This is a genomic window from Mesorhizobium sp. M1227, assembly GCF_040318315.1.
Lineage (GTDB): Bacteria > Pseudomonadota > Alphaproteobacteria > Rhizobiales > Rhizobiaceae > Mesorhizobium.
Genome location: NZ_JAMYLZ010000006.1, coordinates 1 through 23,566, shown reverse-complemented (window position 1 = coordinate 23,566; position 23,566 = coordinate 1). Strand labels below are relative to the sequence as shown.

Below are 23,566 nucleotides of genomic sequence, written 5' to 3'. Positions count from 1 at the left end.
CACCGATGTAAGGCGCCGGCCGGTTCCACGCAACAGCGCCCGATTGGCGCTGAAAGCGTGCCCACATGGTGCCGTGAGTATCGTTCGAGCCGAATTTTATGCCCACCAAGATATTATCTTGTAACCTGCATTTTCCTTCGACTGAGGCTTCCACTCGTATCCTGACACCCGATCCAAAGGAACCTTAATGAGAGTAGAATTCTATGGTCTCACCTTCGACCTGCCTGCTGGATGGGTAGACATAGCCGGCGATCTTCCTGAGGGATCGCCACCTACCTTAGCCAAAGAAACGGACGGCTGCGGCGCGATTCAATTCTCTATTGCGAAGTATCGTAGCGGAGAAAAACCAAACGTAGACTTTAACGTTCTGAGAACATTCATGATTCAGTTTTGTCACAATAATTCCATAGATGTAGGACATATCTCAAACATCGAGTCTGACGGTATAATCTCTGTTGGCGTATTGTCAGAGACAGGTGATCAATTGACATCTGCCTGGTATTTGTCGAATGGGAATGATGTTGTATTCATGACATACGTCGGGATGGCTAATGACACGGATTGTCTGAAAGAATTGGGCGTTGCCAAAGCAATCGTGTCGTCTATATCGTTTTAGGGACTTCGATATCGGGTGGAATTACGGGAATTACGACAACATTGCACTTTTTAGACGTGATAACGCGGGCAATTCCAGCGACCGTCACCAAAAAGTCGCTGGCGAAAAAGCCCGTCAGTAGCCGTCGCAGTTTTCGGCGATCGCGGCTTGCGAACTAGCGGTGATCTGGTCGTTGGCGACCGCAAAGGTCTCCTGCATCAGCATGTCGTTGCTGGGAAAATCATAGCAGGCGATCACAGTGGTGACGCCGCCCTCGGATTTCTCAATCCGGTGGCGGATTTCGGCCCCGGCGATGGCGCCTTGCCACTCGGCGATCGAGGCGATGAATTCCTGCTTGCCTTGCACGACGCCGAGGTCGTCGAGCTTGATGCGGACGTTGTCGGCAAGCAGGTCCGACAATTCGGTGCGGTCGGCGACCAGCAGTGCCGAATACCAGCGATCGATGATCGCACTATCGTCGGCGCTGGCGACATTTGCCGAGCACAGCAGTGCTGCCGCCGCGAACGCGATCCGAGTTCGCACCATGCCTCGTCTCCTACTCCGTCTCCGGCCGCTCGAAATCGCCGGTGTCCTTGTTCATCACCCAAAGCTCGCCGGTCGAAATATCGAACCAGGCGCCGTGCAGTGACAGCCGCCCCTTGCCTTCGAGGATCGAAACACAAGGGAAGGTACGCAGATTGGCGATGGAATAGCGGATCGAGATGCGCTCCAGCGCCGTCTGGCGCTCGGTCGCGGTCATGAAGGTGCTGGACGATACGGTCTCGGCCGCGGGCGCGATCAGGCTCATCCACTTGCCGATGAAATCGCCCGGCGACAAGGGTGCGGCCGTGGTGTCGAGTGCCGCGCGGATGCCGCCGCAGCGGCCGTGGCCCATCACCACGATGTTCTTGACCTTGAGGCTCTGCACGGCAAATTCGAGCGCCGCCGATGTCGAGTGGAACTGATCGTCTGGCGCATAGGGCGGCACCAGATTGCCGACATTGCGCAGCACGAACAGCTCGCCCGGCCCGGCATCGAAGATCGCTTCGGGCGCGGCCCGCGAATCGCAGCAGGCGACGATCATCGTTTCCGGTGCCTGGCCCTCCCGCGCCAGCGAGCGATAACGGCCGCTTTCGGTGAGATAGCGGCCGCTCATGAAACTGCGGTAGCCGGTGAGAAGATGCTCGGGAAGATGGGGCATGGGCAGCGGTGGGAGCCTTTCCGGGTTGAAGGCAGCTCGGTTCAATCCCGAAAGGCTCTAGCGCATCGGCCCGAAAATCGGAACCGATTTTCGGAAAGCGGGATGGCGTGGTTTCGACGTGCCAGCCCGTATTTTGACACAGGTGAACGAACGCCGCCATTAATCGGGTTCAGAACCGCAGATTGGCGGTTCGACTATTCCGCGATGTCCAGCAGGGTCGATATCAGCAGCCGGCGCTCTTCGGCGGAGAGAATGTCCGAATCGAACAGGTTCATGCTGCGAAGCCCTTCGATGGCGAGATAGCAGACCAGCAGCGCCTTGAGGTTCGGCGTCTCCTGCTTCAGCCGCTCGAATAGCTGCCGCCTGAACGATTTTATCGGCGTCAGGAAATCGGGATCCTCGGCAATCGCCGAAAATATCCAGGATGCCGACGGTTTCGATTCCTCGGCATGCTCGGCCGACAGCTTGATGTAAGTTGCAAGCGGGCTTTCGCCGTTGACGCCGGCCGTGCGGGCGGAATCCAGGGCCTGCTCGAAGGCGCGCAGGTAATCCTCCACCAGCGCCTGCATCAATTTCGCCTTGGTCGGGAAATTATAGAGAAGACCGCCCTTCGACACGCCGGCACGGCTGGCGACCGCATCCAGCGACAGGCTGCCAGGACCCGTCTCGCGCGCCACGGCGGCGGCGGCGGCGAGGATCTTCTCGCGCGAATTTGCTCTGCGGGCCTTCATCAAGCGTTCCCCATTCATTAGCTTAGGCGGAATTGACAAGACCGTCCAGACGGTACAGTAAGATCGCCGTCATTTGAAATTGGGACCAGGCACAGGTATGTGTTCCGGTCATCCGACCGTTATGCTGGGCCGTGGCCGAGGGACTGTTCGTGATCAAGCGCTTCATCATCGCCTTCATTCTGCTCGTGCTGGTGTGCGGCGGCATCGTCGGCTTCAACCTGTTTCGCGACAATGCGATCAAACAGTTCTTCGCCACCATGAAGCCGCCGGCCGCGACCGTGTCGACGGTCATCGTCAAACCGATGTCATGGACGCCCGGCATCGAGGCGATCGGCACTGTCAGTGCCGTACGCGGTGTCGACCTCACCGTCGAAACCGCGGGCATCGTCAAGGACATCCTGTTCCATGCCAATCAAAAGGTCGCCGCCAACGCCGTGCTGCTGCAGCTCGACGATGAAGTCGAGCGAGCCGACCTCGTGGCATCGAAGGCGCAAGCCACCTCCGACCAGACGACGCTGATGCGCGCGCTTGAGCTGCAGAAGCGCGGGGTGGGCACCGATGCTACGCTCGACACGGCGCAGGCAGCAGCATCGGTCTCCGCCGCGCAGGTAAACAAGCTGCAAGCGGTGCTCGACCAAAAGCAGTTGACGGCCCCTTTCAAGGGTACCGTCGGCATTCCGAAAATCGACCTTGGCCAGTATCTCACACCCGGCACCGCCGTGGTGACCTTGCAGGACATGGACACGATGCGTGTCGATTTCACCGTGCCGGAGCAGCAGCTTCCGCAGCTGAAGATCGGACAGACGGTGCGGTTGGGCGTCGGCGGCGGCGACATGCCGTTCACCGGCAGCATCCGCGGCATCGATCCGAAGATCGACCCGACCAGCCGGCTGGTGACGGTGAGGGCGGAGGTCGGCAATCCCGAAGGCAAGCTGACGCCCGGCCAGTTCGTCCAGGTGCGCGTCGAACTGCCCGAGGAGAACGACGTGCTGGCGCTGCCGCAGACGGCGCTGACTTCCAGCCTGTACGGCGACTTCGTCTTCGTGGTGCGCCCGGCCAAATCCGCCGAAGCCAACGGCGCGGCGCCCGAGGCAAAGCCGGAAGAAAAGCCGGCTGCAGATGGTGGCAAGCCCGCGGCCGAAGCACCCGCGGCAAAACCCGACGAAAAGCCGGCTGCTACCCCAGCCAAACCGGCAGAGGAAGCCAAGCCGGCAGCGGAAGAACAGAAGCCGCAGCTCGTGCTCGCCCAGGTGTTCGTCAAGCCAGGCCGCCGCAACGCCGGCCTGGTTGAGATTCTGGAGGGCATCGTGCCCGGCGACGAAGTCGTTACCGCCGGCCAGAACCGGCTCTCCAACGGAATGTCCGTTGCCGTCGACAACACGATCGATCCGAGCAAGCCAGGGAACCAGCAGGCAGCCCAGCAATGAGCTTTTCCGATCTCTTCATCCGTCGCCCGGTCCTTTCGACCGTGCTTGCCTGCATGATCCTGCTTCTGGGTTTCCAGGGCATCTTCAACCTTTCGATCCGGCAGTATCCAGAGGTTGAAGAAACGGCCATCACCATCACCACTGCCTATCCCGGCGCCAGCGCCGACCTGATCCAGGGGTTCATTTCCGCGCCGATCGCGCGTGCCGTCGCGTCGACCGAAAACATCGATTATGTGACGTCGGCGAGCCGGCCGTCATCCAGCACCGTGACAGTGCAGATGAAGCTCGGCTCCGACCCCGACGTGGCACTGAACGAAGTCTTGTCGAAGGTGCAGAGCGTTCGCGGCGATCTGCCGGACGAAACCAAAGACCCGGTGATCGTCAAGGGCACCGGCCAGCAGTTCGCGATGATGTACATCTCGATGCAGAATCCGAACATGACGCCGGAACAGCTCACCGAATATATCGAGCGCGTCGTGCGGCCGCGTATCTCGACGGTCGAAGGCGTCGCCGACGTGCAGATCTTCGGCGCAGCCGAATATTCGATGCGGGTCTGGATCGACCCGATCAAACTGGCGGCGCGCGGCGTGACCGCGGCGGAAGTGCTGGCCGCCATCAACGAATCGAATTTCCTTTCCGCGCCCGGCGACACCGAAAACGAATATGTGGTTTCTTCGATCACCGTTCGCTCTACGCTGCAGACCCCGGAGGCTTTCGCCGCCCTTCCACTCCGGTCGAAGGACGGCAATGTGGTGAGATTGCGCGACGTGGCCCGCGTCGAACTCGCCGCGGCGAACACCGACACCAGGGTCAGCTTCAACGGCAAGCCCGGCATCTTTCTCGCTATCTTTCCGACGCCGGCCGCCAATCCGCTGACCACCGCGGCGGCAATCCACAAGATTGTGCCGACCATCCAGGAGACGCTGCCGCTCGGCATGACGATGGAGATCGTCTACGATTCAACCGAGCAGATCAGTGCGTCGATCGAGGAGGTGTTCAAGACCATCGGCGAGGCGGTCGCCATCGTCATCGTTGTTATCCTGCTCTTCCTCGGCTCGTTCCGCTCGGTGCTGATGCCGATCGTGACCATTCCGCTGTCGCTGATCGGCGTCTGTTTCCTGCTGTTTTCGGTGGGCTATTCGATCAATCTTTTGTCGCTGCTGGCCATGGTGCTGGCGATCGGACTTGTCGTCGACGATGCCATCGTGGTGGTGGAAAACATCCACCGCCACATGGAGGAAGACGGCTTGTCGCCGATGCAGGCGGCGTTCAACGGCATGCGCGAGATCTCGTCCGCCGTCGTCGCCATGACGATAACATTGGCCGCCGTGTTCGCGCCGCTGGCCTTCACCGGCGGCCTGACAGGCGCACTATTTCGCGAATTCGCGGTGACGCTTGCCGGCTCGGTGGTGCTTTCGGGTGTCGTCGCCCTCACCATCACACCGATGATGTCGGCACGTATCCTGAGGTCCGGCTCGCACAGCCGCTTCCAGCGCATTGTCGACAATACGTTCGGGCGCGTCGAACACATCTATGAGCGGCTCGTCACCGGTTCGTTGAACTATCGCCCGGTGACGCTGATGATCGTCCTCGCGCTGGTCGCCACGACCGGTTTCATGTTCACCAAGACCGCGAGCGAACTGGCGCCGGAAGAGGACCAGGGTTTCCTGCTTTCGCTGGTGACCGCGCCGCGGTACGCGACGTCGGACTATACCGAAACCTACGTCAATCAGATACTCGGCCTGGTCAAGGATCTGCCTGAGACGCGGGCACAGTTCTCGGCGGTCGCCTTCGGTGGTGGCCAGACGAACAGCGCTTTCGTCGGCTTTGCGTTCAAGGACTGGGCTGACCGCACGCGCAACTCGAAGGAAATCCAGCAAGACATTACGGGCCGCCTGAGCAAGGTGGCGGGCGTCGAAGCTTTCGTCTTCGCGCCGCCGACGCTGCCCGGCTCCGGCGGCGGCCTGCCGATAACGATGGTCGTGCGCTCGACCGGCGACGCCTCGCAGGTGTACGAGGCGGCCGAAGACATCAAGAACAAGGCGCAGGCCTCCGGCCGCTTCATCGTCGTGCAGAATTCGATGACCTTCGACGCGCCGCAAGTGACGGTGACGATCGACCGCGACCGCGCCGCCGCGCTCAACCTGCCGATAGCCGACATCGGCCGGACGCTGACGCTCCTGGTCGGTGGCGCCGAAGTGGCGCAATTCGACCGCGAATCCAACAGCTACGACATCATCCCGCAGGTGCCGCAGAGCTTTCGCGACAACCCTGAAAAACTGGGCGAGTATTTCGTGCGCAGCGTATCGGGCGAGATGGTGCCGCTCTCGGCGGTGGTGAAGATCTCGACCAACGCGTCGCCGGCCGCCATCGAGCAGTTCAACCAGCTCAACTCGGCGACGATCTCTGCCTTGCCGCGGCCCGGCATCACCACCGGGGATGGGCTACAGGCGATCGAGGACATTGCCAAGCAAAGCCTGCCCGACACCTTCTTCATCGACTATACCGGTCAATCGCGGCAGGAGAAGGAACAGGGCTACACGATCATCATCGCCTTCGCGGCGGCGGTGCTCGTCATCTATCTGGTGCTGGCGGCGCAATTCGAAAGTTTCCGCGATCCGCTGATCATCATGATGGCGGTGCCGCTGTCGATCTTCGGCGCGATCGTGCCGCTTAATGTCGGGCTCGGCACGCTCAACATCTACACCCAGGTCGGCTTGATCACGCTGATCGGCCTGATCACCAAGCACGGCATCCTTCTGGTCGAGTTCGCCAACCAGCAGCGTGAAATGCACGGCATGCGGCGGCGCGATGCGATCATCGCGTCGGCCAGGGTGCGGCTGCGGCCGATCCTGATGACGACGGCGGCGATGGCACTCGGCGTGGTGCCGCTGATCATCTCCAGCGGCGCTGGTGCCGCGGCACGCTATTCGATGGGCCTGGTGATCTTCACCGGCATCCTGGTCGGAACCATGTTCACGCTGTTCGTGGTGCCGATGTTCTACACCTTTGTCGCCAGCAAGGACCTGCCGCATCACGCCGAAAAGCCGGATCCGAAGCTGATGCCGGTAATGCCGGATTAGATTGCGCTAATATCCGGCCCTTGCCTGGGAGCGACGAGAAGCATCGCTCATTTAACGATGACGATGCTGGTGTTGGCCGGGCCGAAGACCTCGACGAGCTGGTAGAAATCGGCGGCGTTGTCCGGATGCAGACGCACGCAGCCATGCGAGGCTGGCTGGCCGAGGCGCTTGATGGCGCTTGTCGCATGTACGGCGTAGCCGCCGCTGAAGAACACCGAATGCGGCATCGGGGCGTTGTCGTATTTCTTCGAATACCAAATTTCATGCATGCGGGTCGGCTTGAACGAACCGGTCGGCGTGACGTGCGTCCTGTCGCCGGTCGAGACCTTCCAGGCGAATGTCGGCCGGCCGTCGACCAGGATTTCCATGGTCTGCTGTGACAGTGATACACGCGCGACGATCTTGTTGGCGGCGGCGTGGGCTGCGCCGTTGCCGGCACTGACAAGCAAGGCAGTACCGGTGATGACGGCGGCGGCAATGTTGATGAGCTTGGCGGAAATGGCAGTGTACATGATGTCTCCCCTATTCTGCCGGTCGGGGCCGGCTCAATTCGATGACCGGCTTATCGGGGCGTCATGTTTCAAGCCGATTTCGCTAGATGTTCGTTTGTGTTTCGATTCTGTTTCCCCTGGTTAACAGAAAAGGTCCGTGCAAAGCAGCTTGCAGTTGCACGACGTCGTCATGACGGTGGCGTGTTTGCCTAGGCGGATCGGCCAAACCGCGGCACGAATACGCGATTGCCTTTCGTTTGATAGGAATTCACCTGACTCCGAAACCGAGCTGCAACAAAGCGCAGCCTCGGCGGCATGATCCGGATACAGCGAACAGGCAAAGTTGACCTAACGAAAACAGCGGTCAACGAACGATCGGAAGCCGACACTGTTTTCGCTACGGTCTGGATTGGTCTGGACAGTTTCCAGCCTGCGCGTCGACCGGCTCAAGCCCCTCTGGCGGGGGCGGCTTAGGGCCGTTGAGGATGCGCGGCGCCTCCGGCAACTTGCAGCCGAGAGGACCGAAGGCCCGCGCCGCAACGGGGGGCTCCGCTGGCGGCGCGGGCGCTTCGGGGGTTCCCCTGAAGTGCCCGTAAATTCCAATTTTGAGGAACGAACAGGATGAAAACGAAATTCGCCGCTTCGGTGCTTTCCGCGCTGCTTTACGTCCAGGGGCTGCTCGGCATTGCCGGCCTCGCCACCGTGCTGCTGAAGGAACGTGCCCATGCCGGCGAGGTCAGCACGAACAGTGACATGCCGTCCGGCCCGTCGCTTCTCGTGGTGCGCTGAAGAGCATCGGACCCAAGGTGGAAACCGGTTTTGGGAAAATCCGATGCTCAAGACAAAAGGGTGGCCGTCCTGCCTTCAATCGGCGAATTGCGTCGGCGGATCGAACCGGTAGCCCGCACCCCGTATGGTGGTGATGGTTTCGGTATCGAGCTTGCGGCGCAGCCGCACGATGCGCGAATCGATCGACCGATCGAAGGCTTCGGCATTTTCGGCGGGCGCGGCGGCGATGATGTCGTCCCGCGTCAGCACCTTGCGCGGGCTGGCCAGGAACAGCCTGAGCAGCGCCACCTGCCCGGGGGACAGCTGTTCTTCCGTGCCCGAGCGGTGCATGACGATGGCCGATCGGAGATCGACGGTCGCGTTCTCCAGCACGATCAGTTCCCCGGCGCTCCTGCCGCGCCGAGCCAGAAGGCCGCCGACGCGAGCGGCAAGCTCCCTGACATTGAGCGGGCTTTCGACGACGTCGGCGGCGCCGAGTTCGAGCGCCAGAACCTTGTCGACCAGATCGGCCGGGCGGCAGATCAGGATGAAATCCGGTCCACCTTCGCCGCCATGTCGCCTGAGCAGGTCGCGCCCCTCTGCCTGGCTGACGCTGTCGCCGACAACCACGACATCGATACCCTTTTCCGAAAGCAGCGATTCGGCCTCCCACGGCTGTCGCGCCGCGCGGACGTCATGACCGCGCCGCTCGAGATGATCGGCGAGATCGGTCGCAATTACTTCAGCGACGGAAACAAGCGCGATAACGGATCGTGCAGCCATGTTTTTCTACCCCGCATACGGCAACCCCAGAAGAGTGCTGGACATCATGTTTATACCCAATCTACTTTCCACTGAAAGCGGGAGCGAAAGCATCGTGCGGGCACGAATTGTCATTGTCGAGGACGAGCCCGACCTGAGGGATGCGGTCGCCGAGTATCTCGGCGCCAGCGGCTATGATGTGGCCACGGCCGAAAGTGCGGCGGCGGCGCGCGACCTTTTGGAAACCCAGTCCTTCCATCTGGCCATTCTCGACATCGCCATGCCGGGCGAGGACGGCCTGTCGCTCGGCCGCTGGATGCGGTCGAAAATGCCGATCGGCATCATCTATGCGACGGCCGCCGGTACCGCGCTCGACCGCATCGTCGGACTGGAGCTCGGCGCTGACGATTACATCGTCAAGCCTTACGAATTGCGCGAAGTGCTGGCCAGGGTGCGCAGCGTGCTGCGTCGCGTTCCTGAGCCGACCGAGCCACAAAAGGCCAAGACTGAAACATCCGGCGGCCGCCGGTCCGTGAGCTTCGGACCCTTTCACGCCGATCTCGACGGCAGGCTCGTCACCGGCGCCAACGGCGCGGTCATCGACATGGCCAAGAGCGAGTTCGACGTGCTGGAGGTGTTCCTGACGCGCGCCAACCGGCTGTTGACGCGGGCGGCGATCTCCGAGGCGATCGGTTTCGTCGAGGACCCGGAATCGTCCCGCGCGGTCGACATCCGCATCATGCGGCTGAGAAAGAAGATCGAAGCGGACCCGGCCAACCCGAAATTCCTGCGCACGGTGCGCGGCGAAGGCTATATCTTCTCGCTGCCGGCCGGTGAAAATAACTGAGGCCTGGCGGCTTGAGCAAGCCAAGGCCAGGAAATGACCATGACGGCTGAAACAGCACGCGCGGACACGCAGGGCGCCAGGCAGGGCGCGGCGATGGTGGCCGTGCATGTGGTTCGCCGGCTGCGCGAAGCCGGCGATTGGCAGCGCGAGATGGAAGGTATCCTCCAGACGCTTTGCGAAGCCATGGATTGTCACCGCGGCATCCTGTTTCGCCTGCGCGAACTGCCCGGCCAGGGTTTCGCCCAGTCGGTCGCCGCTTATTGGATCGCCCCCCGGTTTGGCGGCGAACTGGCATCGCCTACCGTCATCGTGCAGTCGGTCGTCGATTCGGACCCATTGCTGGAACGGCTGGCGGAGGACGAGCGCCAAGGCAAGATATTCGCCGGGCACACACGCGATCTCGAAGGCTTTCTGCGGACCGATTTCGAAAAGCAGAACATCAAGTCGTTCCTGTCGGTGTCGGTCTTTTCGCACGGCAATTTGTGGGGCACGCTGGCGGTCAACGACTGCGTCAACGAACGCGAATGGACCGACCAGGAAGAGGCGGCGCTGCACATGGTGGCACTCGCCATCGGCGATGCCATCGAACGATCGCCCTCCGACGCGCATGCCAGCGACGTCATTCGCCGCACCATGCTGCAGGCCTCGCTCGACGCCATCATCGTCATCGACGAGACCGGGTCGATCATCGAATTCAATCCGGCCGCCGAGAAGATGTTCGGCTATCGGCGCAGCGATATCCTCGGCAAGGACCTGCTCGACACGGTCGTGCCGGAATATTACCGCAAGGGCTATGCGTCCGGCGCCGAATATATGTCGGGCCGCGGCGCGCCGATGGTCGGCCAGCGGCTCGAAACGGTCACCCAGAACGCCGCCGGCGAGGTTTTTCCGATCGAGCTGACGGCAACCGAGATGCGGGTCGCCGATCGCCAGCTGATCTTCGGCTCTATCCGCGACCTGCGCGACAGATTGCGCGCCGAGGAGGAAATCAACCGCCAGCGCGAAAAACTGCACCAGAACGAGAAGATGGCGGCGATGGGCTCGCTGCTTGCCGGCGTTTCGCACGAGCTCAACAACCCGCTGGCCGTGGTCGTCGCCCAGTCGACGCTGCTGCATGAATTCGCCGCCGATCCGCAGACAAAGGTGCGCGCCGAAAAGGTGCGCGCCGCTGCCGAGCGCTGCGGCCGTATCGTCAAGAGCTTCCTGTCGATGGTCCGCCTGCACCCGGCCGCACAGGCCGAAACCGACCTCAACCAGGTGATCCGCGCCGCACTCGAAGTGACCGCCTATGGTGCACGGTCGAGCGGCATCATCATCGACACCGATTTCGCCAGCGGCCCGCTGCTGGCCATGGCAGATGCCGACCACGTGACGCAGGTGGCCGCCAACTTCCTCATCAACAGCCAGCACGCCTTGGCCGGCGTTGCCGGCGACCGCCGGATCAAGGTCCGGACGTTTCGCAGCGACCGCGGCAATCCCGGATTCTCGGTCGAGGACAACGGACCAGGCGTGCCGGAAGCGATACGTTCACGCATATTCGAATCCTATTTCACCACCAAGCCGGTCGGTGTCGGTACCGGCATCGGCCTGTCGATCTCGAAATCGATCATCGAGCGGCACAATGGCAATATCTGGTTCGAGGAGGTTTCGCCGAGAGGTGTGCGTTTTGTCGTGCAGCTGCCGGCGATCGCTGCGGGCGCGGCCGCCGCCGGCGAAGCTCCGTCGCGGTCCAGCGGCTTGCGTCACGCGCTGATCATAGACGATGAGCCGGATGTCGCCGCGTCGCTGTCCGATATTCTGGAGCTGATGGGCATCAAGTCGCGGATCGTGCCGGCCTGGGTCTCGGCCGCCGCGACGCTGAGCGGCCATGTGCCGCCGGACATCGTGTTTTCCGATTTGCGCATGCCCGGCACCAGCGGCATAGCCGCCTATCGCGAGCTACTCGCCGAAATGCCGGGTCTGGCGCGGCGCTTCGTGCTTGTCACCGGCGATCTGATCGGCGCGAAAGGCGAGATCGAAGCGCTGCCGGCGCCGCAGCGACCGCCGATCCTCGAAAAGCCGTTCAGCACGCTGGATGTGCGCGGCGTGCTCTCGGCCATTGCCGAGCAGACCGCTCTGGGCGGCTAGACTCCGAGATCTCTCCCGGAAGAAAAAGGCTCCCGGCCGACATTGCGGCGGGAGCCTGACTGGAGTGCTGGAGGGCGCTCGCAAAAAAATCAAAAAACGTTCGGCGTATCAGCCAGCGGGGCGGCATTGGCGATCATGCGGACCGGTCGTGCCTTGCCCGACTGGGCAGCGATGACGCGCAGGCAATCCAGGCTCTCGGCGCCCCAGGCCTGCCCCTTGCAGGCAAAATCGATCTCCGGCATCGGCAGGCGCGCCGTCTTGGTGGTGGTTGTCGCGCCGTCGATGAGGTTGGCCGGCGGGTTCAGTGAGGCGAAGGCCGGACCGACGGTAGGCGTCAACGCCATGCCGGCAAATGCGGCAGCCGCCAGCAGCATGAACATCGCCATCGGATGATCACTGGCGCGCTGGCGCAGCGCCAGCTTCGGGCGCCGGTCGTTACGCTGGGGACCCTGCTGGCGAAGGTCGGTATCGGTGATCTGGATTTTCGTACGCATCGTCGTTTCCTTCGGTCGTCTTCTTTTCTCTGTTGAAACGAACCTAATCGCACCTTGTAACCGGCCAACGATGATGAATTAACGATTGTGTAACCGGCATGAAACCAAGCCCGCGGCCATTCCTGGGCAAACCGATCCGGCGTAGCTGGCAGCACCGGTGGCATTCTCTGCTCGTTTTCCGCTACCCACGGCACCAGATCCGCGTCGCCTTTCCAGGCCCACGGAGCGTCGGGCGCTCAACAAGTGTAAGGGGATTAACGTCTGGAATTCCCGGGATTTTCCCGGCTTCGATCGTTCGGACTGGGCTCTCGAATCCCGTTCGATTTCCCGTCAAGACTTATCCCCATTTTTCCAAGCCATTGCATTTCAATGGAAAATATGCTTTTATTGAACGACCATTCAATAAATAAAGAGCCTTTATGAACCCGCATCTGCGTGACGTGGCAATCCCCAACGATTGGGATCGGCGGGGGCTGCCGGGCTGGAGCTATCATTCCGACGCCTTGCTCGACCTCGAGAAAGAGCACGTCTTCCGCAACCATTGGCAGATCGCCGGCCATGTCTGCGACGTGCCGAACGCCGGCGACTATCTGACGATGGATGTGGTCGGCGAGCGGGCGCTGATCGTGCGCGGCAAGGATGGCGTTGTGCGCGCCTTCAACAATATGTGCCGCCACCGCGGCAGTCGCGTCGTTGCCGACAGCCAGGGCACTTGCAAGAATGCGCTGGTCTGCCCCTTTCATGGCTGGGTCTACAATCTCGACGGCACGCTGCGCGGTGCTGCCCGCCCCCGTTCCTTCCCCGACCTCGACAAGACCGATTTCGGCCTGATGCCGCTCGAGCTCGAAATCTGGATGGGCTTCATCTTCATCCGTTTCCGCAAGGGTGGGCCGCAGCCATCGGTGGCCGAGCTGTTGAAGCCGATCGAAGCCGAGATTGCCCATTACGGCGTCGCCGAGATGGTGCCGTCCTGGGGCATCTGGACCCAAAAGACGCCGGTCAACTGGAAGTCGGTGCGCGATGTCGACAATGAAGGCTACCACGTCGCCATGGCGCATCCGGCGCTGCAGGACCTTTACGGTGCGACCTATTTCGACGAGCCGTTCGTCAACGGCGTGTCGCGCTCGTTCGCCACCTACAATCCGCATGCCGGACGGCGCTGGAGCGTCGCGCAGTACATCAAGCTCGCACCCGAGGCGAAGCACCTGCCGGAACACCTGCGCAAGGCCTGGATCTACTACGGCATCTTCCCGAACAACGTGCTGTCGCTCATGCCGGAATCGGTGCAGTTCTATCAGGAATTTCCGCTGTCGACGGGTGAGACGCTGCTGCGCGGCGCCATCTACCGCTATCGCGACGAGACCAGGGAACAGGCGGCAGCCCGCTACCTATCCTACCGCATCGACCGCGACACGCTGGCCGAGGATGTACAGCTTTCGATATGGTCCAACGAATCCATGCTGTCCGAAGCCTTCGGAGGTTTTTACCTCTCCGATCTCGAATATGGCGTGCGCACCCACCACGACCATTTGCGTAAGCAAGTTCCCGTGCTCGGATTGGAGACCGCGCCCGAGGAGAAGGATATGTGGGCACTCAACGAGGCGCTCAGATCACGCTCGTGACGCCCCGGTCCTCAGGCCCAAATGGCGACCGGAATGCCGAAACGATCGGCGAGCGGCGGATCCGGAAACGGCATTGCTTCGCCTCTGACGATGCGTCCGGCAACCACCATCATCGCCGCGGCGTCGAGGAAATCGTCGGCGGCCGCGCCGCGCGGCGGCGTCTGGTCGAGAAAATCCTGGCTATAACCATGTTGGGCAAGCAGCGCCTTGCGTTCGGCCATGCCGGCCGGATTGATGTTGCCCCTGATCTTCTTCGGCAGGCGCATAGCGCGGTCGCCGTTCAGTTTGCAGAAGGCAACTTCCGGATGCGATTCGAAGACGCGGCTGCGCAGTTCGGGCCGCGCGATCAGCAGCGAATCGATCTCGCGGATCTTGGCGAAGATGCCGAAGGCCTGGATCGAGACACCGCGCGGCGGATCTGAGGTTGTCCTGGCCACCTCGCTTGCCTTGCGATGTGCGGCGTACCAGGCATCGACCGTGGTGAAGGCTTCGACCTCGGCGTAAAGCGCGGCGCGGGAGGGGATGGCAAAGACACTGGACTGCCGGGCCCCGAGCAGCGGCCGCACCAGCGCCTCCGGGCCGCGACCGCCTCGTTGCGAGAAATCGGGCAGGCCGATTGGCATATCGACCGCTACCAACGAGTCGGCGGGCAGTCGGTCGAGCAACGCCGCGAAGCTCGGGAAAACGGCTGTCGACGGTGCCGCACCGGGATCGCGGCGGACGGCTATCCAGCCGGCCTTGCAACCGTCGACGCCGACAAGCACAACACCCCAGGGCATAACATCGTCGGGCGCAACATCCTCGGGCGCATCATCCTGGGGCACGGCGTCTTCGGCCTGCGTCACGCCCGGCGGTCCCGTTCCGGATGCAGCAGATGGCGAAGCTGCACCATCGCCATCGGGTGCGACAGGCTCTGGGCATCGGTCTCGAGCTGCAACTCGTCGCCGCCGCGCTTGGCGGTCCGCGCCAGGATCTCGTAGACCGCCGCCGTGGTCGATTGCAGCGCCTTGGCGGCCGGCTGGCCGGACAGGATCCGCGCCAGGTAGACGGCAGCCGTCAGGTCGCCGAGCCCATTCGGCGGCTTGTCGATGAGCCGGTGTTCGGCAAGCAGTGCCTCTCTGCCGGCGAGCAGCAAATTGCCGGTGCCGCCGGCCATCATCGCCGGCGCCGATGTGACCAGCATGGCCGGTGGGCCGGCCTGCAGGGCTGCAGCCATTGCCGATTTCAAGTCGGGCAGCGGCGCTCCGGCCATCCATTCCAGCTCGTAGCGGTTGGGCGTGGCGATATCGGCGATCGGCATCAGCCGGTCGCGCATGGCGATTGCGGTCGGCTCAGGTACGTAGAGCCCGCCCGAATCGCCCATCACCGGATCGCAGATATAGAGGGCGTCCGGCGTCTTCGCCTTGACCGCGCCGACCAGCGAAGCGACGGCTTCGGCCTGGCCAGCCTCGCCGAGATAGCCGGACAGCACGGCGCCGACCTCGCCCAGCCACGGCGCGCGCTCGAGGTCGGCCATCAGCGCCTTGAACTGGTCCAGCGGCGGCACAATGCGGGTGGCCCGGCCATGGCCCGGATGCCAGGGCAGGATGACGGTCGGCACCGCCCAAACCGGAAAGCCGAGCGTCTCCAGCGCAAAGACAGCGGCACGGTTGCCGACCGAGCCACGGGCGACATGGCTGGAGACGACGATGACCGCGCGCGGCGCGTCGGTTTTTTCGGCACTCATTGATTTTTCCTAACTGCCCCTGGTGACGAAAAGCACGAGCCAGATCAACAGGCCGATGGCAATAAGCAAGCCCGCTGCCCGACCGATGCGGGTGCCCCAATATTCGATCGGGTCCGACCGGTCGGCATCGGCCGCAGTGACGTGGTCTCGCGCGCCTTTAGTCGTTCGTGCAAGGAACGAGGTGCCCCCCGGCTCGGTCTCGCGCGCCACCCGTTCGATGATGCGGCGCGATTCCGCGTCGCTGTCGTGGCGTTTCGCCATGGTGATGTCCCGTTTTATGCCGAGCTTAACCCGTTCGCCTCGTCTGTCACAGGGCCCGACGGCGAATGGCAGAAACCAGTAACACTTCTCGGCCGAAGTCATTTTCTTACGCAAGGATTGTGCTAATGCTTCGCCTGCCAATGCTATCGAGGGGACTTATCATGCTTGCCCAGCGCCTTTCTTCGCCGCCAATCTTCCGTAATTTAGCTGCGTTCCTGGTTATGGCCGTCATGCTGCCGCTGCTTGCCGGCTGCGGCTACAACACCATTCCAACAGCTGAGGAAAACGCCAAGGCCGCATGGAGCGAGGTGTTGAATCAATACCAGCGCCGCGCCGATCTCATCCCCAATCTGGTCAACACGGTCAAGGGCTACGCGGCGCACGAGAAGGACACGCTCGATGCCGTGGTCGAAGCGCGCGCCAAGGCGACGCAGGTGACCGTGACGCCGGAAACGCTGAACAATCCGGAAGCCTTCAAGAAATTCCAGGACAGCCAGGCCGGCCTGACCAGCGCGCTGTCGCGCCTGCTGGCGGTGGTGGAGAACTATCCCGATCTCAAGGCCAACCAGAACTTTCTGGCGCTGCAAGCACAACTCGAAGGCACCGAGAACCGGATCACGGTCGCCCGCCGCGACTATATCCAGGCAGTGAGAGAGTACAATCTGACGCTGAGGACCTTCCCGTCGGTGATCTGGGCGACCTTGTGGTTCCGCGGCAACCAGCCGTTTGCGAATTTCACCATCGAGGAGGATAAGATGCAGCCGCCGAAGGTCGATTTCGGCACCAACACCACGCAAGGCGGGTGAAGAACAGCCGGTGAGCGTGGTCCCTATTGGCCTTGCACTCCGTAGCGCCCCCCTCTGCCCTACCGGGCATCTCCCCCTCCACGGGGGAGATTGGCAGCTTTGGCTTCACCGCCCATCCTGCATCGTTGGAGATTGGCGAAAACAGCCCTGACAGCCGATCTCCCCCCTTGAGGGGGAGATGTCCGGCAGGACAGAGGGGGGCGCGACAGAACGCCAGCCTGGCCTTCCTGCTCGTCTTCCAAAGCCTTCTCCTCCTCCCGCTCACCGCCCTTGCCGCCGCACTGCCGGCGCTGACCGGACGGGTCGTTGACAATGCCGGCATCATCGATGCCGCGACCGAGGCGGCGCTGACGCAGAAGCTTGCCGAGTTCGAGACCAAAGGGTCCGACCAGATCGTCGTCGCGACCATCCCCAGCCTCGACGGCGAGGAGATCGAGCCTTACGCCAACCGGCTGTTCCGCGCCTGGAAACTGGGCCAGGCGAAGGAGAACAATGGCGTGCTTTTGCTGGTGGCGCCGAACGACCGCAAGATGCGCATCGAGGTCGGCTATGGGCTTGAAGGCACGCTGACCGACCTGCACACCAAGCTGATCATCGAAAACGACATGGTGCCGGCCTTCCGTGCCGGCGATTTCTCAGGCGGCATCAGCAAGGCCGTCGACGACATGATCATGGTGCTGGAAGGCAATCCCGAAGAGCTGGAGGCGCGCGGCGAACGCAACCAGCAGCCGCCGTTCAACAGCGACGATCTGTTCTTCACGATCTTCATAGCCATCTGGGCAATCATCTTTTTCGGCGGCCTCGCAGCCTCCATCCTGCCGCCGATCTTCGGCCAGAAGATCGGTCCCGGCCGCTATCGCTGGCTGGGCATGACCTTCGAGCCAAACCGGCGGTCGTCCGGCGGCTGGTCGGGAGGTTCCGGCGGGGGATGGTCGTCGGGTTCAAGCGGTGGCGGGTTTTCCGGCGGCGGCGGTTCGTCCGGCGGCGGCGGCTCCTCGGGAAGTTGGTGACGAGATGACAAGACACGCCGTCAGCCCGGTGGAATCCGGCCGTTTCACCAAAACGATCGGCACCGCGCTGTTGGCCATGGCGGTGCTGCTGGTCGGCTTCGCGGCCTTCGCCGCCGCACTGCCGGCGCTGACCGGACGGGTCGTCGACAACGCCGGCATCATCGATGCCGCGACCGAGACGGCGCTGACGCAGAAGCTTGCCGAGTTCGAGACCAAAGGGTCCGACCAGATCGTCGTCGCGACCATTCCCAGCCTCGACGGCGAGGAGATCGAGCCTTACGCCAACCGGCTGTTTCGCGCCTGGAGACTCGGCCAGGCGAAGGAGAACAACGGCGTCCTGCTTCTGGTGGCGCCGAACGACCGCAAGATGCGCATCGAGGTCGGCTATGGGCTTGAAGGCACGCTGACCGACCTGCACACCAAGCTGATCATCGAAAACGACATGGTGCCGGCCTTCCGTGCCGGCGATTTCTCAGGCGGCATCAGCAAGGCCGTCGACGACATGATCATGGTGCTGGAAGGCAATCCCGAAGAGCTGGAGGCGCGCGGCAAGCGCAATCCGGCGAATGACAATCCTGTCGATCCCATCTTCATGCTGTTCATTGTCCTGTGGGCGACGATGTTCTTCGGCGGCTTGGCAATGGCGTTCCTGCCGCCGATCTTCGGCACGAAGCTGTCGCCGGGCGTGTACAAGTGGCTGGGCATGACGTTCCGCTACGGCCGTGGGCCAGCTTCGTCATCCTCCGGCGGCGGTGGCTGGACGTCTGGGACCTCGTCTGGCAGTGGCTGGTCGTCTGGAAGTTCCGGCAGCAGTTGGTCGTCCGGAAGTTCGGGCGGCGGGTTTTCAGGCGGCGGCGGCTCGTCCGGCGGCGGCGGTTCTTCAGGAAGCTGGTGAGACATCAATCATGGCAACACGACCGATCAGCCCCGAGGATCATGAGCGCATCGCCGGTGCGATCCGCGCTGCCGAATCAAAGACCGACGGCGAGATCTACTGCGTCGTGGCGCATGCCAGCGACGGCTATTTCTTCCCGGCCGCTTTCATGGCGATGCTCGGCATGCTCGTCGTCAGCCTCGCCGTCGGTTATGGGCTGGAAGCCTGGTGGCTGTCGATCCGCTTGCCGCATTTCGTCATCGCAGAGCTTCTGGCGCTTGCCAGTGTGCTCATCCTGTTGTGGGCTTTGCCGGCATTGCGCATCCATTTGGTGCCGAGGCGGCTGCGCTACCAGGCCGCCCACGCCAATGCGATGAAGCAGTTCCTCGCCCGCAACGTCCACCGCACCACGGCGCGCACCGGCGTGCTGGTGTTCGTCTCGATTGCCGAGCGCTATGCCGAGGTGGTCGCCGACAGCGGCATCGATTCTCGTGTCGGCCAGCATGTCTGGGACGGTGTCGTCCGCGACCTTACGGCGCATGCCGGCGACGATCGGCTTGCCGACGGGTTCGTCAAGGCGATCCAAGCAGTCGGTGCGGTACTGGCCGAGCATTTTCCGGTCTCGACTGGCGACAGCAACGAACTGGACGACCATCTGGTCGAGATTTGATCTCGCCAAAAGCGGTTTCGCAGCGTCTCAAGAACGCACCGTCCGGCTGTGTGAAAGCATCGCGGCGGTTGACCGGACTCTTGCAATCGGGCGCGGCGGGTTTATGGTTAACCAATCATGAATACGCTGAGCATCGACATCAGGAAAGCCGAACCGCGCGATGCAGCCGCCATCGCCGACGTGCATCTCGAGGCCTGGCGCGGCGCCTATTCGGGCATCATCCCGCACCGCACGCTGACATCGATGATCAACCGCCGCGGCGCCGACTGGTGGGCGAATGCCATTCGCCGCGCTGCCACCGTCCTGGTCGTCGAAATCGGCGGCAAAATTGCCGGCTATGCGACGATCGGCAAGAACCGCGCCCGCGAACTCAGGCAGCAGGGCGAGATCTACGAACTTTACCTGCGGCCGGAATATCAAGGCATCGGGCTCGGCAGCCGGCTGTTCTCGGCCGCGCGGGCACGGCTGGCCGACCATGGCCTGAAAGGCATGGTGGTCTGGGCGCTGGAAGACAATCAGAACGCACTTGCCTTCTATGCCGGCGCCGGTGGCCGCGATGTTGCCGAAGGCGTCGAGATATTCGAGCAGAAGGCGCTGAAGAAGGTCGCTTTCGTCTGGGAATGACGGCCAGCGCATGATCCGGCCGGTTTTCGGTTCGGACGATCTCCCCGTACCATTCGCCGCATTGCACCATTCGCCGTCGCCCGCTATCGATCTCCAATCGAGAGAGGGATAAAGCGATGCGTATCGAAGCGATTGCCAGCGGAAAGAACCCGCCCGAGGACGTCAACGTCATAATCGAGGTGCCGATCGGCGGCGAGCCGATCAAGTACGAGATGGACAAGGAGGCCGGCACGCTGTTCGTCGACCGCTTCCTGCACACTTCGATGCGCTATCCCGGCAATTACGGTTTCGTACCACACACGCTGTCGGGCGACGGTGACCCGATCGACGTATTGGTCTGCAACACGCGCGCGCTGGTGCCAGGCTGCGTCATCAATGTCCGGCCGATCGGCGTGCTGGTGATGGAGGACAATGCCGGCCAGGACGAGAAGGTGATCGCGGTGCCTTCGCCCAAGCTGACCTTGCGCTACGAGGACGTCCACGAATACACGCAATTGCCCGACATCACCCGCCAGCAAGTGCAGCACTTTTTCGAGCACTACAAGGATCTCGAACCCGGCAAATGGGTCAAGATCGAAGGCTGGTACGATGCGGCCTATGCCAAGAAGATGATCGTCGAGGCAATCGAGCGGGCCAGGCGCAAGTAATTATCGGGCGCAAATAATCAGTTGTCGACGCGGCCGAAAGCGGGCGCGTCGCCCAGCACCTCACGCTTGTCCTTGCCGCAGGCGAAGGTGCGTGCCTTCTCGTCGGCAAGCTTGCGCGCCTGATCGTTGGCGGCGGGATTGCTGGTGGCGAGCACAAGGCCGATCGTGCAGCCTTCGTGGGCGTCAGGCTGGGCAACCTTGGCCACAATCAGCACTTCCGTCGACTTGTTCTCGCCCTCGCTATCGCTGATCGAGCGACGATGGATGACGGCGAAAGGAATGGCAGTTTTGCCGTTGGTTTCGATACGCCACTCGACCTTGGGTCCAGCCGAATTGAGACCGGAAAAGCTTTCCCAGACCGTGGTCATGTCGCCAGGTGGAAAGCCGTAGAACAGCGATTCCCGCGCGTCGTCATAGGAAACCATCACCGGGTAGCCGCGGTAGCCCGAACAGGCGAGATCGGCCCAGTCGCCGTCGCCTTCTTCCGCTTGGGCATAGGTGACGCAGTCCTTCTCCCAATCGAGATCGGTATAGACGCTGGATATGTCGCCGGCCCGGGCCGCCTGGCAGAAACCGGCGAGGGCAAGCGGGATCAAGAGAGCGCGCATGGCGGAACAACTCAGTTCGGGGGGCGCAGCGTACCGTCAAATTTAGCGGCAGCCTAGAGGAAGTCAGGCTGCGCACAGTGGTCTTGTAAAACGGACCACTATTTCTTCAAGCTTGCCTCTATCAGAAGATCGGCGTTGCGGGCCACCGACTTCGCCGGCCCGCCGGCACCGAACAGCTGGCCGCTAATATAGGCGCCCTCGATCAGGAGCAGCAGCCCGTCGCCCAGCGTGTCGGCATCGCCCGCGCCCATCTCTGCCGCCATGGCACGCAGGCGGCGGCGCAGTTCCTGCTTGTTGGCTTCGCTCACGACGCGGGCCGGATGGCCATGTTCGGGATATTCGACCGCGGCATTGGTCATGCCGCAGCCGCGATAATCGGGCCTTTGCGTACGCTTGCCGACACGCGTCAGGAAGGCGACGATCTGCGCGCGCGGATCGCCGGGATGGGCATTCACCGCCTCGTCGAAGCGCTCCCAGAATTCGAGGTCATAGTGCCGGAGGTAGGATGCGGCCAGCTCATCCTTGGACGGAAAGCTGCGGTAGAGGCTGGGCTTGGTGACGCCGGCACGCCGCACGATCTCGTCGACGCCGATCGCCCTGATGCCTTGCCGGTAGAACAGGTCTCGCGCCACCTGGAGAATCCGTTCGGCGGCGCGAGGCGGCGGTGCGTCATTGGCCTTGATCGTTGGTTCAATGCTTTTCATGCCTGGCCTGCCGATTAGCTGGTTGACAATGTTACCGGTCGGTACGTATGTTTCGGGCTCCTGCAACGTACCGGTCAGTAACATGATAGCTCAACCCCGCCCGTTTGGCCAGCGCTACGCTTTCGTCGTGGTCGCCGTCATCTTCCTTTGCCTGCTGATCGCAGCGGGCCTGCGTTCGGCGCCGGCAGTCATGATGCTGCCGCTGGAGAACAGTTTCGGCTGGCGGCGCGACGTGGTGTCGCTGGCGGCGGCCACCGGCATCTTCCTCTATGGCCTGACCGGGCCGTTTGCCGCGGCGCTGATGGAGCGGATCGGGCTGCGCCGCACCTTGCTTGCCGCGCTGCTCTTGATGTCGGGATCGACCGCGCTCAGCCTGTTGATGACCAAACCGTGGCATCTGCTCCTCACCTGGGGCGTGTTTTCCGGCGTCAGCTCGGGCGCCGTCGCCACCGTGCTCGGCGCGACCATCGTCAACCGCTGGTTCAAGACCAATCGCGGCTTGGTGATGGGACTGATGTCGGCGTCCAGTGCCACCGGGCTGCTGGTCTTCCTGCCGCTGCTCGCCTCGCTGGCCCAGTCGGGCGGCTGGAAGCCGGTCGCCATCGCCATTGCCGTGGCCACCGCCTGCCTGGTGCCGCTGGTCTATATGCTGGTGCCGGAGCGCCCGGCGTCGATCGGCATGGTCCGCTATGGCGCCGATGCCGACGACGTGCCGCCGGTGCCGCCAGCCTCGCAAGGCAATTTCCTTTCGCATACATTGAGCACGCTGCGCCGCGCCGCCGGCACGCGCGTGTTCTGGTATCTGTTCGCCACCTTCTTCGTTTGCGGCTTCACCACCAATGGGTTGGTCGGCACGCATCTGATCGCCTTTTGCGGCGATATGGGCATCGGCGAAGTGCAGGCCGCAGGCCTGCTGTCGATGATGGGCATCTTCGACCTGATCGGCACGACGCTGTCGGGCTGGCTCACCGACCGTTTCGACCCGCGCAAGCTGCTCGGCGTCTATTACGGCATTCGCGGCCTGTCGCTGATCTATCTGCCCTATTCCGGCTTCTCGGCGACCAGCCTGATCATCTTCGCGGTGTTTTACGGACTGGACTGGATCGCCACGGTGCCGCCGACGCTCAGGCTTTCCAACGAGGCGTTCGGCGACCGCAGCGGGCCGATCGTCTTCGGCTGGATCGTCGCCGGCCATCAGGTTGGCGCCGCGACAGCGGCCTTCTTCGGCGGCACCATGCGCGAGCTGCAAGGCAATTACGAGCTTGCCTTCCTGATCGCCGGTATGACGGCAATAGCCGCCGCCTGCATCTCGCTGCTGATCAACACCAGCCGCCCGGCGTTTGATCCGGAACCGCAGGCGGCGTAGGGCGCAATCGGCCGTGCTAATCTCCCCCCTGTTTGGACCGGAGACATCGCGAACAGGTGTGCGAGGACATCGCGAACAGTGCTCCATGCTATCTCTCGACGAGGTTGAGGTCGATGGTTTGG

At 62.7% G+C, this 23,566-nt stretch carries 25 protein-coding genes; 14 read left to right on the top strand and 11 right to left on the bottom strand.

Annotation, left to right across the window (positions count from 1 at the left end):
• The first annotated feature begins 187 nt into the window (after positions 1 to 187).
• A complete protein-coding gene (locus NKH28_RS10500; protein WP_352978767.1) occupies positions 188 to 616 on the top strand; it encodes a hypothetical protein in 429 nt (142 codons plus the stop codon).
• A gap of 114 nt (positions 617 to 730) precedes the next feature.
• Here the strand turns inward: NKH28_RS10500 and NKH28_RS10495 are convergent, their stop codons facing one another.
• From NKH28_RS10495 to NKH28_RS10485, 3 genes are all read right to left on the bottom strand, one after another.
• Positions 731 to 1,141, bottom strand: a complete 411-nt coding sequence (locus NKH28_RS10495; protein ID WP_352978765.1) for a nuclear transport factor 2 family protein — start codon at positions 1,139 to 1,141, stop codon at positions 731 to 733.
• 10 nt (positions 1,142 to 1,151) lie between these two features.
• A complete protein-coding gene (locus tag NKH28_RS10490) occupies positions 1,152 to 1,796 on the bottom strand; it encodes a carbonic anhydrase (RefSeq protein WP_352480025.1) in 645 nt (214 codons plus the stop codon).
• Positions 1,797 to 1,990: 194 nt separating this feature from the next.
• Positions 1,991 to 2,527: a TetR/AcrR family transcriptional regulator gene (locus tag NKH28_RS10485; RefSeq protein ID WP_352978763.1), complete on the bottom strand. Its 537-nt coding sequence runs from the start codon at positions 2,525 to 2,527 to the stop codon at positions 1,991 to 1,993.
• A gap of 149 nt (positions 2,528 to 2,676) precedes the next feature.
• Here NKH28_RS10485 and NKH28_RS10480 point away from each other — a divergent pair, with 149 nt between their 5' ends.
• Together NKH28_RS10480 and NKH28_RS10475 are read left to right on the top strand one after the other, a co-directional pair.
• Positions 2,677 to 3,954: an efflux RND transporter periplasmic adaptor subunit gene (locus NKH28_RS10480; RefSeq protein ID WP_502906618.1), complete on the top strand. Its 1,278-nt coding sequence runs from the start codon at positions 2,677 to 2,679 to the stop codon at positions 3,952 to 3,954.
• Positions 3,951 to 7,037, top strand: a complete 3,087-nt coding sequence (locus NKH28_RS10475) for an efflux RND transporter permease subunit (RefSeq protein WP_352470722.1) — start codon at positions 3,951 to 3,953, stop codon at positions 7,035 to 7,037. Before NKH28_RS10480 ends, NKH28_RS10475 begins: the two co-directional genes overlap by 4 nt.
• A gap of 47 nt (positions 7,038 to 7,084) precedes the next feature.
• Here NKH28_RS10475 and NKH28_RS10470 read toward each other — a convergent pair whose 3' ends face one another.
• Complete coding sequence (locus NKH28_RS10470; protein ID WP_352470721.1) at positions 7,085 to 7,549, bottom strand: L,D-transpeptidase; 465 nt, start codon at positions 7,547 to 7,549, stop codon at positions 7,085 to 7,087.
• Positions 7,550 to 8,149: 600 nt separating this feature from the next.
• On the opposite strand from NKH28_RS10470, the gene NKH28_RS10465 reads away from it, so the two are divergent.
• A complete protein-coding gene (locus NKH28_RS10465) occupies positions 8,150 to 8,317 on the top strand; it encodes a hypothetical protein (RefSeq protein ID WP_023721318.1) in 168 nt (55 codons plus the stop codon).
• A gap of 75 nt (positions 8,318 to 8,392) precedes the next feature.
• On the opposite strand, the gene NKH28_RS10460 is transcribed toward NKH28_RS10465, so the two are convergent.
• Positions 8,393 to 9,079: a response regulator transcription factor gene (locus tag NKH28_RS10460; protein ID WP_292663715.1), complete on the bottom strand. Its 687-nt coding sequence runs from the start codon at positions 9,077 to 9,079 to the stop codon at positions 8,393 to 8,395.
• A 46-nt stretch (positions 9,080 to 9,125) separates the two neighbouring features.
• Between NKH28_RS10460 and NKH28_RS10455 the strand changes: the two genes are divergently transcribed.
• Together NKH28_RS10455 and NKH28_RS10450 are read left to right on the top strand one after the other, a co-directional pair.
• Positions 9,126 to 9,905, top strand: a complete 780-nt coding sequence (locus tag NKH28_RS10455) for a response regulator (protein ID WP_352978931.1) — start codon at positions 9,126 to 9,128, stop codon at positions 9,903 to 9,905.
• Positions 9,906 to 9,944: 39 nt separating this feature from the next.
• Entirely contained in the window at positions 9,945 to 12,032 is a 2,088-nt protein-coding gene (locus NKH28_RS10450) for a PAS domain S-box protein (protein ID WP_352978760.1), read from the top strand.
• Positions 12,033 to 12,121: 89 nt separating this feature from the next.
• Here NKH28_RS10450 and NKH28_RS10445 read toward each other — a convergent pair whose 3' ends face one another.
• On the bottom strand, positions 12,122 to 12,526 hold the full coding sequence (locus tag NKH28_RS10445) for a hypothetical protein (RefSeq protein WP_023678146.1): 405 nt from the start codon (positions 12,524 to 12,526) through the stop codon (positions 12,122 to 12,124).
• 419 nt (positions 12,527 to 12,945) lie between these two features.
• Between NKH28_RS10445 and NKH28_RS10440 the strand changes: the two genes are divergently transcribed.
• Complete coding sequence (locus tag NKH28_RS10440) at positions 12,946 to 14,148, top strand: aromatic ring-hydroxylating oxygenase subunit alpha (protein ID WP_352978758.1); 1,203 nt, start codon at positions 12,946 to 12,948, stop codon at positions 14,146 to 14,148.
• Between the two features lie 11 nt (positions 14,149 to 14,159).
• Here the strand turns inward: NKH28_RS10440 and NKH28_RS10435 are convergent, their stop codons facing one another.
• The 3 genes from NKH28_RS10435 to NKH28_RS10425 all read right to left on the bottom strand — a co-directional run bounded on the left by NKH28_RS10435 (position 14,160) and on the right by NKH28_RS10425 (position 16,135).
• Positions 14,160 to 14,927, bottom strand: a complete 768-nt coding sequence (locus NKH28_RS10435; protein ID WP_352683763.1) for a DUF429 domain-containing protein — start codon at positions 14,925 to 14,927, stop codon at positions 14,160 to 14,162.
• A gap of 62 nt (positions 14,928 to 14,989) precedes the next feature.
• Positions 14,990 to 15,874, bottom strand: coding sequence for a pyridoxal kinase PdxY (gene pdxY / locus NKH28_RS10430; protein WP_352470715.1), 885 nt, complete (start codon positions 15,872 to 15,874; stop codon positions 14,990 to 14,992).
• 9 nt (positions 15,875 to 15,883) lie between these two features.
• Positions 15,884 to 16,135 carry a hypothetical protein gene (locus NKH28_RS10425; RefSeq protein ID WP_352701295.1) on the bottom strand — a complete coding sequence of 84 codons (252 nt, stop codon included), beginning with the start codon at positions 16,133 to 16,135 and terminating at the stop codon, positions 15,884 to 15,886.
• 161 nt (positions 16,136 to 16,296) lie between these two features.
• On the opposite strand from NKH28_RS10425, the gene NKH28_RS10420 reads away from it, so the two are divergent.
• The 6 genes from NKH28_RS10420 to ppa all read left to right on the top strand — a co-directional run bounded on the left by NKH28_RS10420 (position 16,297) and on the right by ppa (position 20,766).
• Positions 16,297 to 16,941: a LemA family protein gene (locus NKH28_RS10420; RefSeq protein ID WP_352470713.1), complete on the top strand. Its 645-nt coding sequence runs from the start codon at positions 16,297 to 16,299 to the stop codon at positions 16,939 to 16,941.
• A gap of 167 nt (positions 16,942 to 17,108) precedes the next feature.
• A complete protein-coding gene (locus tag NKH28_RS10415; RefSeq protein WP_352613230.1) occupies positions 17,109 to 17,951 on the top strand; it encodes a TPM domain-containing protein in 843 nt (280 codons plus the stop codon).
• Positions 17,952 to 18,027: 76 nt separating this feature from the next.
• Complete coding sequence (locus NKH28_RS10410) at positions 18,028 to 18,846, top strand: TPM domain-containing protein (protein ID WP_352978929.1); 819 nt, start codon at positions 18,028 to 18,030, stop codon at positions 18,844 to 18,846.
• A gap of 10 nt (positions 18,847 to 18,856) precedes the next feature.
• Positions 18,857 to 19,495 (top strand): TPM domain-containing protein, encoded by a 639-nt coding sequence (locus NKH28_RS10405; RefSeq protein WP_352767488.1) that lies wholly within the window; start codon positions 18,857 to 18,859, stop codon positions 19,493 to 19,495.
• Positions 19,496 to 19,612: 117 nt separating this feature from the next.
• Positions 19,613 to 20,119 (top strand): GNAT family N-acetyltransferase, encoded by a 507-nt coding sequence (locus NKH28_RS10400; protein ID WP_023678138.1) that lies wholly within the window; start codon positions 19,613 to 19,615, stop codon positions 20,117 to 20,119.
• Between the two features lie 116 nt (positions 20,120 to 20,235).
• On the top strand, positions 20,236 to 20,766 hold the full coding sequence (gene ppa, locus NKH28_RS10395; protein ID WP_352451245.1) for an inorganic diphosphatase: 531 nt from the start codon (positions 20,236 to 20,238) through the stop codon (positions 20,764 to 20,766).
• Between the two features lie 17 nt (positions 20,767 to 20,783).
• Here ppa and NKH28_RS10390 read toward each other — a convergent pair whose 3' ends face one another.
• Both NKH28_RS10390 and NKH28_RS10385 read right to left on the bottom strand, forming a co-directional pair.
• Complete coding sequence (locus tag NKH28_RS10390) at positions 20,784 to 21,374, bottom strand: hypothetical protein (protein WP_352683688.1); 591 nt, start codon at positions 21,372 to 21,374, stop codon at positions 20,784 to 20,786.
• 98 nt (positions 21,375 to 21,472) lie between these two features.
• Positions 21,473 to 22,078, bottom strand: a complete 606-nt coding sequence (locus NKH28_RS10385; protein ID WP_352683686.1) for a TetR/AcrR family transcriptional regulator — start codon at positions 22,076 to 22,078, stop codon at positions 21,473 to 21,475.
• 82 nt (positions 22,079 to 22,160) lie between these two features.
• Here NKH28_RS10385 and NKH28_RS10380 point away from each other — a divergent pair, with 82 nt between their 5' ends.
• Positions 22,161 to 23,444 carry an MFS transporter gene (locus tag NKH28_RS10380; RefSeq protein WP_352978755.1) on the top strand — a complete coding sequence of 428 codons (1,284 nt, stop codon included), beginning with the start codon at positions 22,161 to 22,163 and terminating at the stop codon, positions 23,442 to 23,444.
• Positions 23,445 to 23,566 lie beyond the last annotated feature (122 nt).

Bases quoted from the DNA above. Each gene is read 5' to 3' on its own strand.
- NKH28_RS10500 (WP_352978767.1), top strand. From the start codon at position 188: ATGAGAGTAGAATTCTATGGTCTCACCTTCGACCTGCCTGCTGGATGG.
- NKH28_RS10495 (WP_352978765.1), bottom strand. From the start codon at position 1,141: ATGGTGCGAACTCGGATCGCGTTCGCGGCGGCAGCACTGCTGTGCTCG.
- NKH28_RS10490 (WP_352480025.1), bottom strand. From the start codon at position 1,796: ATGCCCCATCTTCCCGAGCATCTTCTCACCGGCTACCGCAGTTTCATG.
- NKH28_RS10485 (WP_352978763.1), bottom strand. From the start codon at position 2,527: ATGAAGGCCCGCAGAGCAAATTCGCGCGAGAAGATCCTCGCCGCCGCC.
- NKH28_RS10475 (WP_352470722.1), top strand. From the start codon at position 3,951: ATGAGCTTTTCCGATCTCTTCATCCGTCGCCCGGTCCTTTCGACCGTG.
- NKH28_RS10470 (WP_352470721.1), bottom strand. From the start codon at position 7,549: ATGTACACTGCCATTTCCGCCAAGCTCATCAACATTGCCGCCGCCGTC.
- NKH28_RS10465 (WP_023721318.1), top strand. From the start codon at position 8,150: ATGAAAACGAAATTCGCCGCTTCGGTGCTTTCCGCGCTGCTTTACGTC.
- NKH28_RS10460 (WP_292663715.1), bottom strand. From the start codon at position 9,079: ATGGCTGCACGATCCGTTATCGCGCTTGTTTCCGTCGCTGAAGTAATT.
- NKH28_RS10455 (WP_352978931.1), top strand. From the start codon at position 9,126: ATGTTTATACCCAATCTACTTTCCACTGAAAGCGGGAGCGAAAGCATC.
- NKH28_RS10450 (WP_352978760.1), top strand. From the start codon at position 9,945: ATGACGGCTGAAACAGCACGCGCGGACACGCAGGGCGCCAGGCAGGGC.
- NKH28_RS10445 (WP_023678146.1), bottom strand. From the start codon at position 12,526: ATGCGTACGAAAATCCAGATCACCGATACCGACCTTCGCCAGCAGGGT.
- NKH28_RS10440 (WP_352978758.1), top strand. From the start codon at position 12,946: ATGAACCCGCATCTGCGTGACGTGGCAATCCCCAACGATTGGGATCGG.
- NKH28_RS10435 (WP_352683763.1), bottom strand. From the start codon at position 14,927: ATGCCCTGGGGTGTTGTGCTTGTCGGCGTCGACGGTTGCAAGGCCGGC.
- pdxY (WP_352470715.1), bottom strand. From the start codon at position 15,874: ATGAGTGCCGAAAAAACCGACGCGCCGCGCGCGGTCATCGTCGTCTCC.
- NKH28_RS10425 (WP_352701295.1), bottom strand. From the start codon at position 16,135: ATGGCGAAACGCCACGACAGCGACGCGGAATCGCGCCGCATCATCGAA.
- NKH28_RS10420 (WP_352470713.1), top strand. From the start codon at position 16,297: ATGCTTGCCCAGCGCCTTTCTTCGCCGCCAATCTTCCGTAATTTAGCT.
- NKH28_RS10410 (WP_352978929.1), top strand. From the start codon at position 18,028: ATGGCGGTGCTGCTGGTCGGCTTCGCGGCCTTCGCCGCCGCACTGCCG.
- NKH28_RS10405 (WP_352767488.1), top strand. From the start codon at position 18,857: ATGGCAACACGACCGATCAGCCCCGAGGATCATGAGCGCATCGCCGGT.
- NKH28_RS10400 (WP_023678138.1), top strand. From the start codon at position 19,613: ATGAATACGCTGAGCATCGACATCAGGAAAGCCGAACCGCGCGATGCA.
- ppa (WP_352451245.1), top strand. From the start codon at position 20,236: ATGCGTATCGAAGCGATTGCCAGCGGAAAGAACCCGCCCGAGGACGTC.
- NKH28_RS10390 (WP_352683688.1), bottom strand. From the start codon at position 21,374: ATGCGCGCTCTCTTGATCCCGCTTGCCCTCGCCGGTTTCTGCCAGGCG.
- NKH28_RS10385 (WP_352683686.1), bottom strand. From the start codon at position 22,078: ATGAAAAGCATTGAACCAACGATCAAGGCCAATGACGCACCGCCGCCT.
- NKH28_RS10380 (WP_352978755.1), top strand. From the start codon at position 22,161: ATGATAGCTCAACCCCGCCCGTTTGGCCAGCGCTACGCTTTCGTCGTG.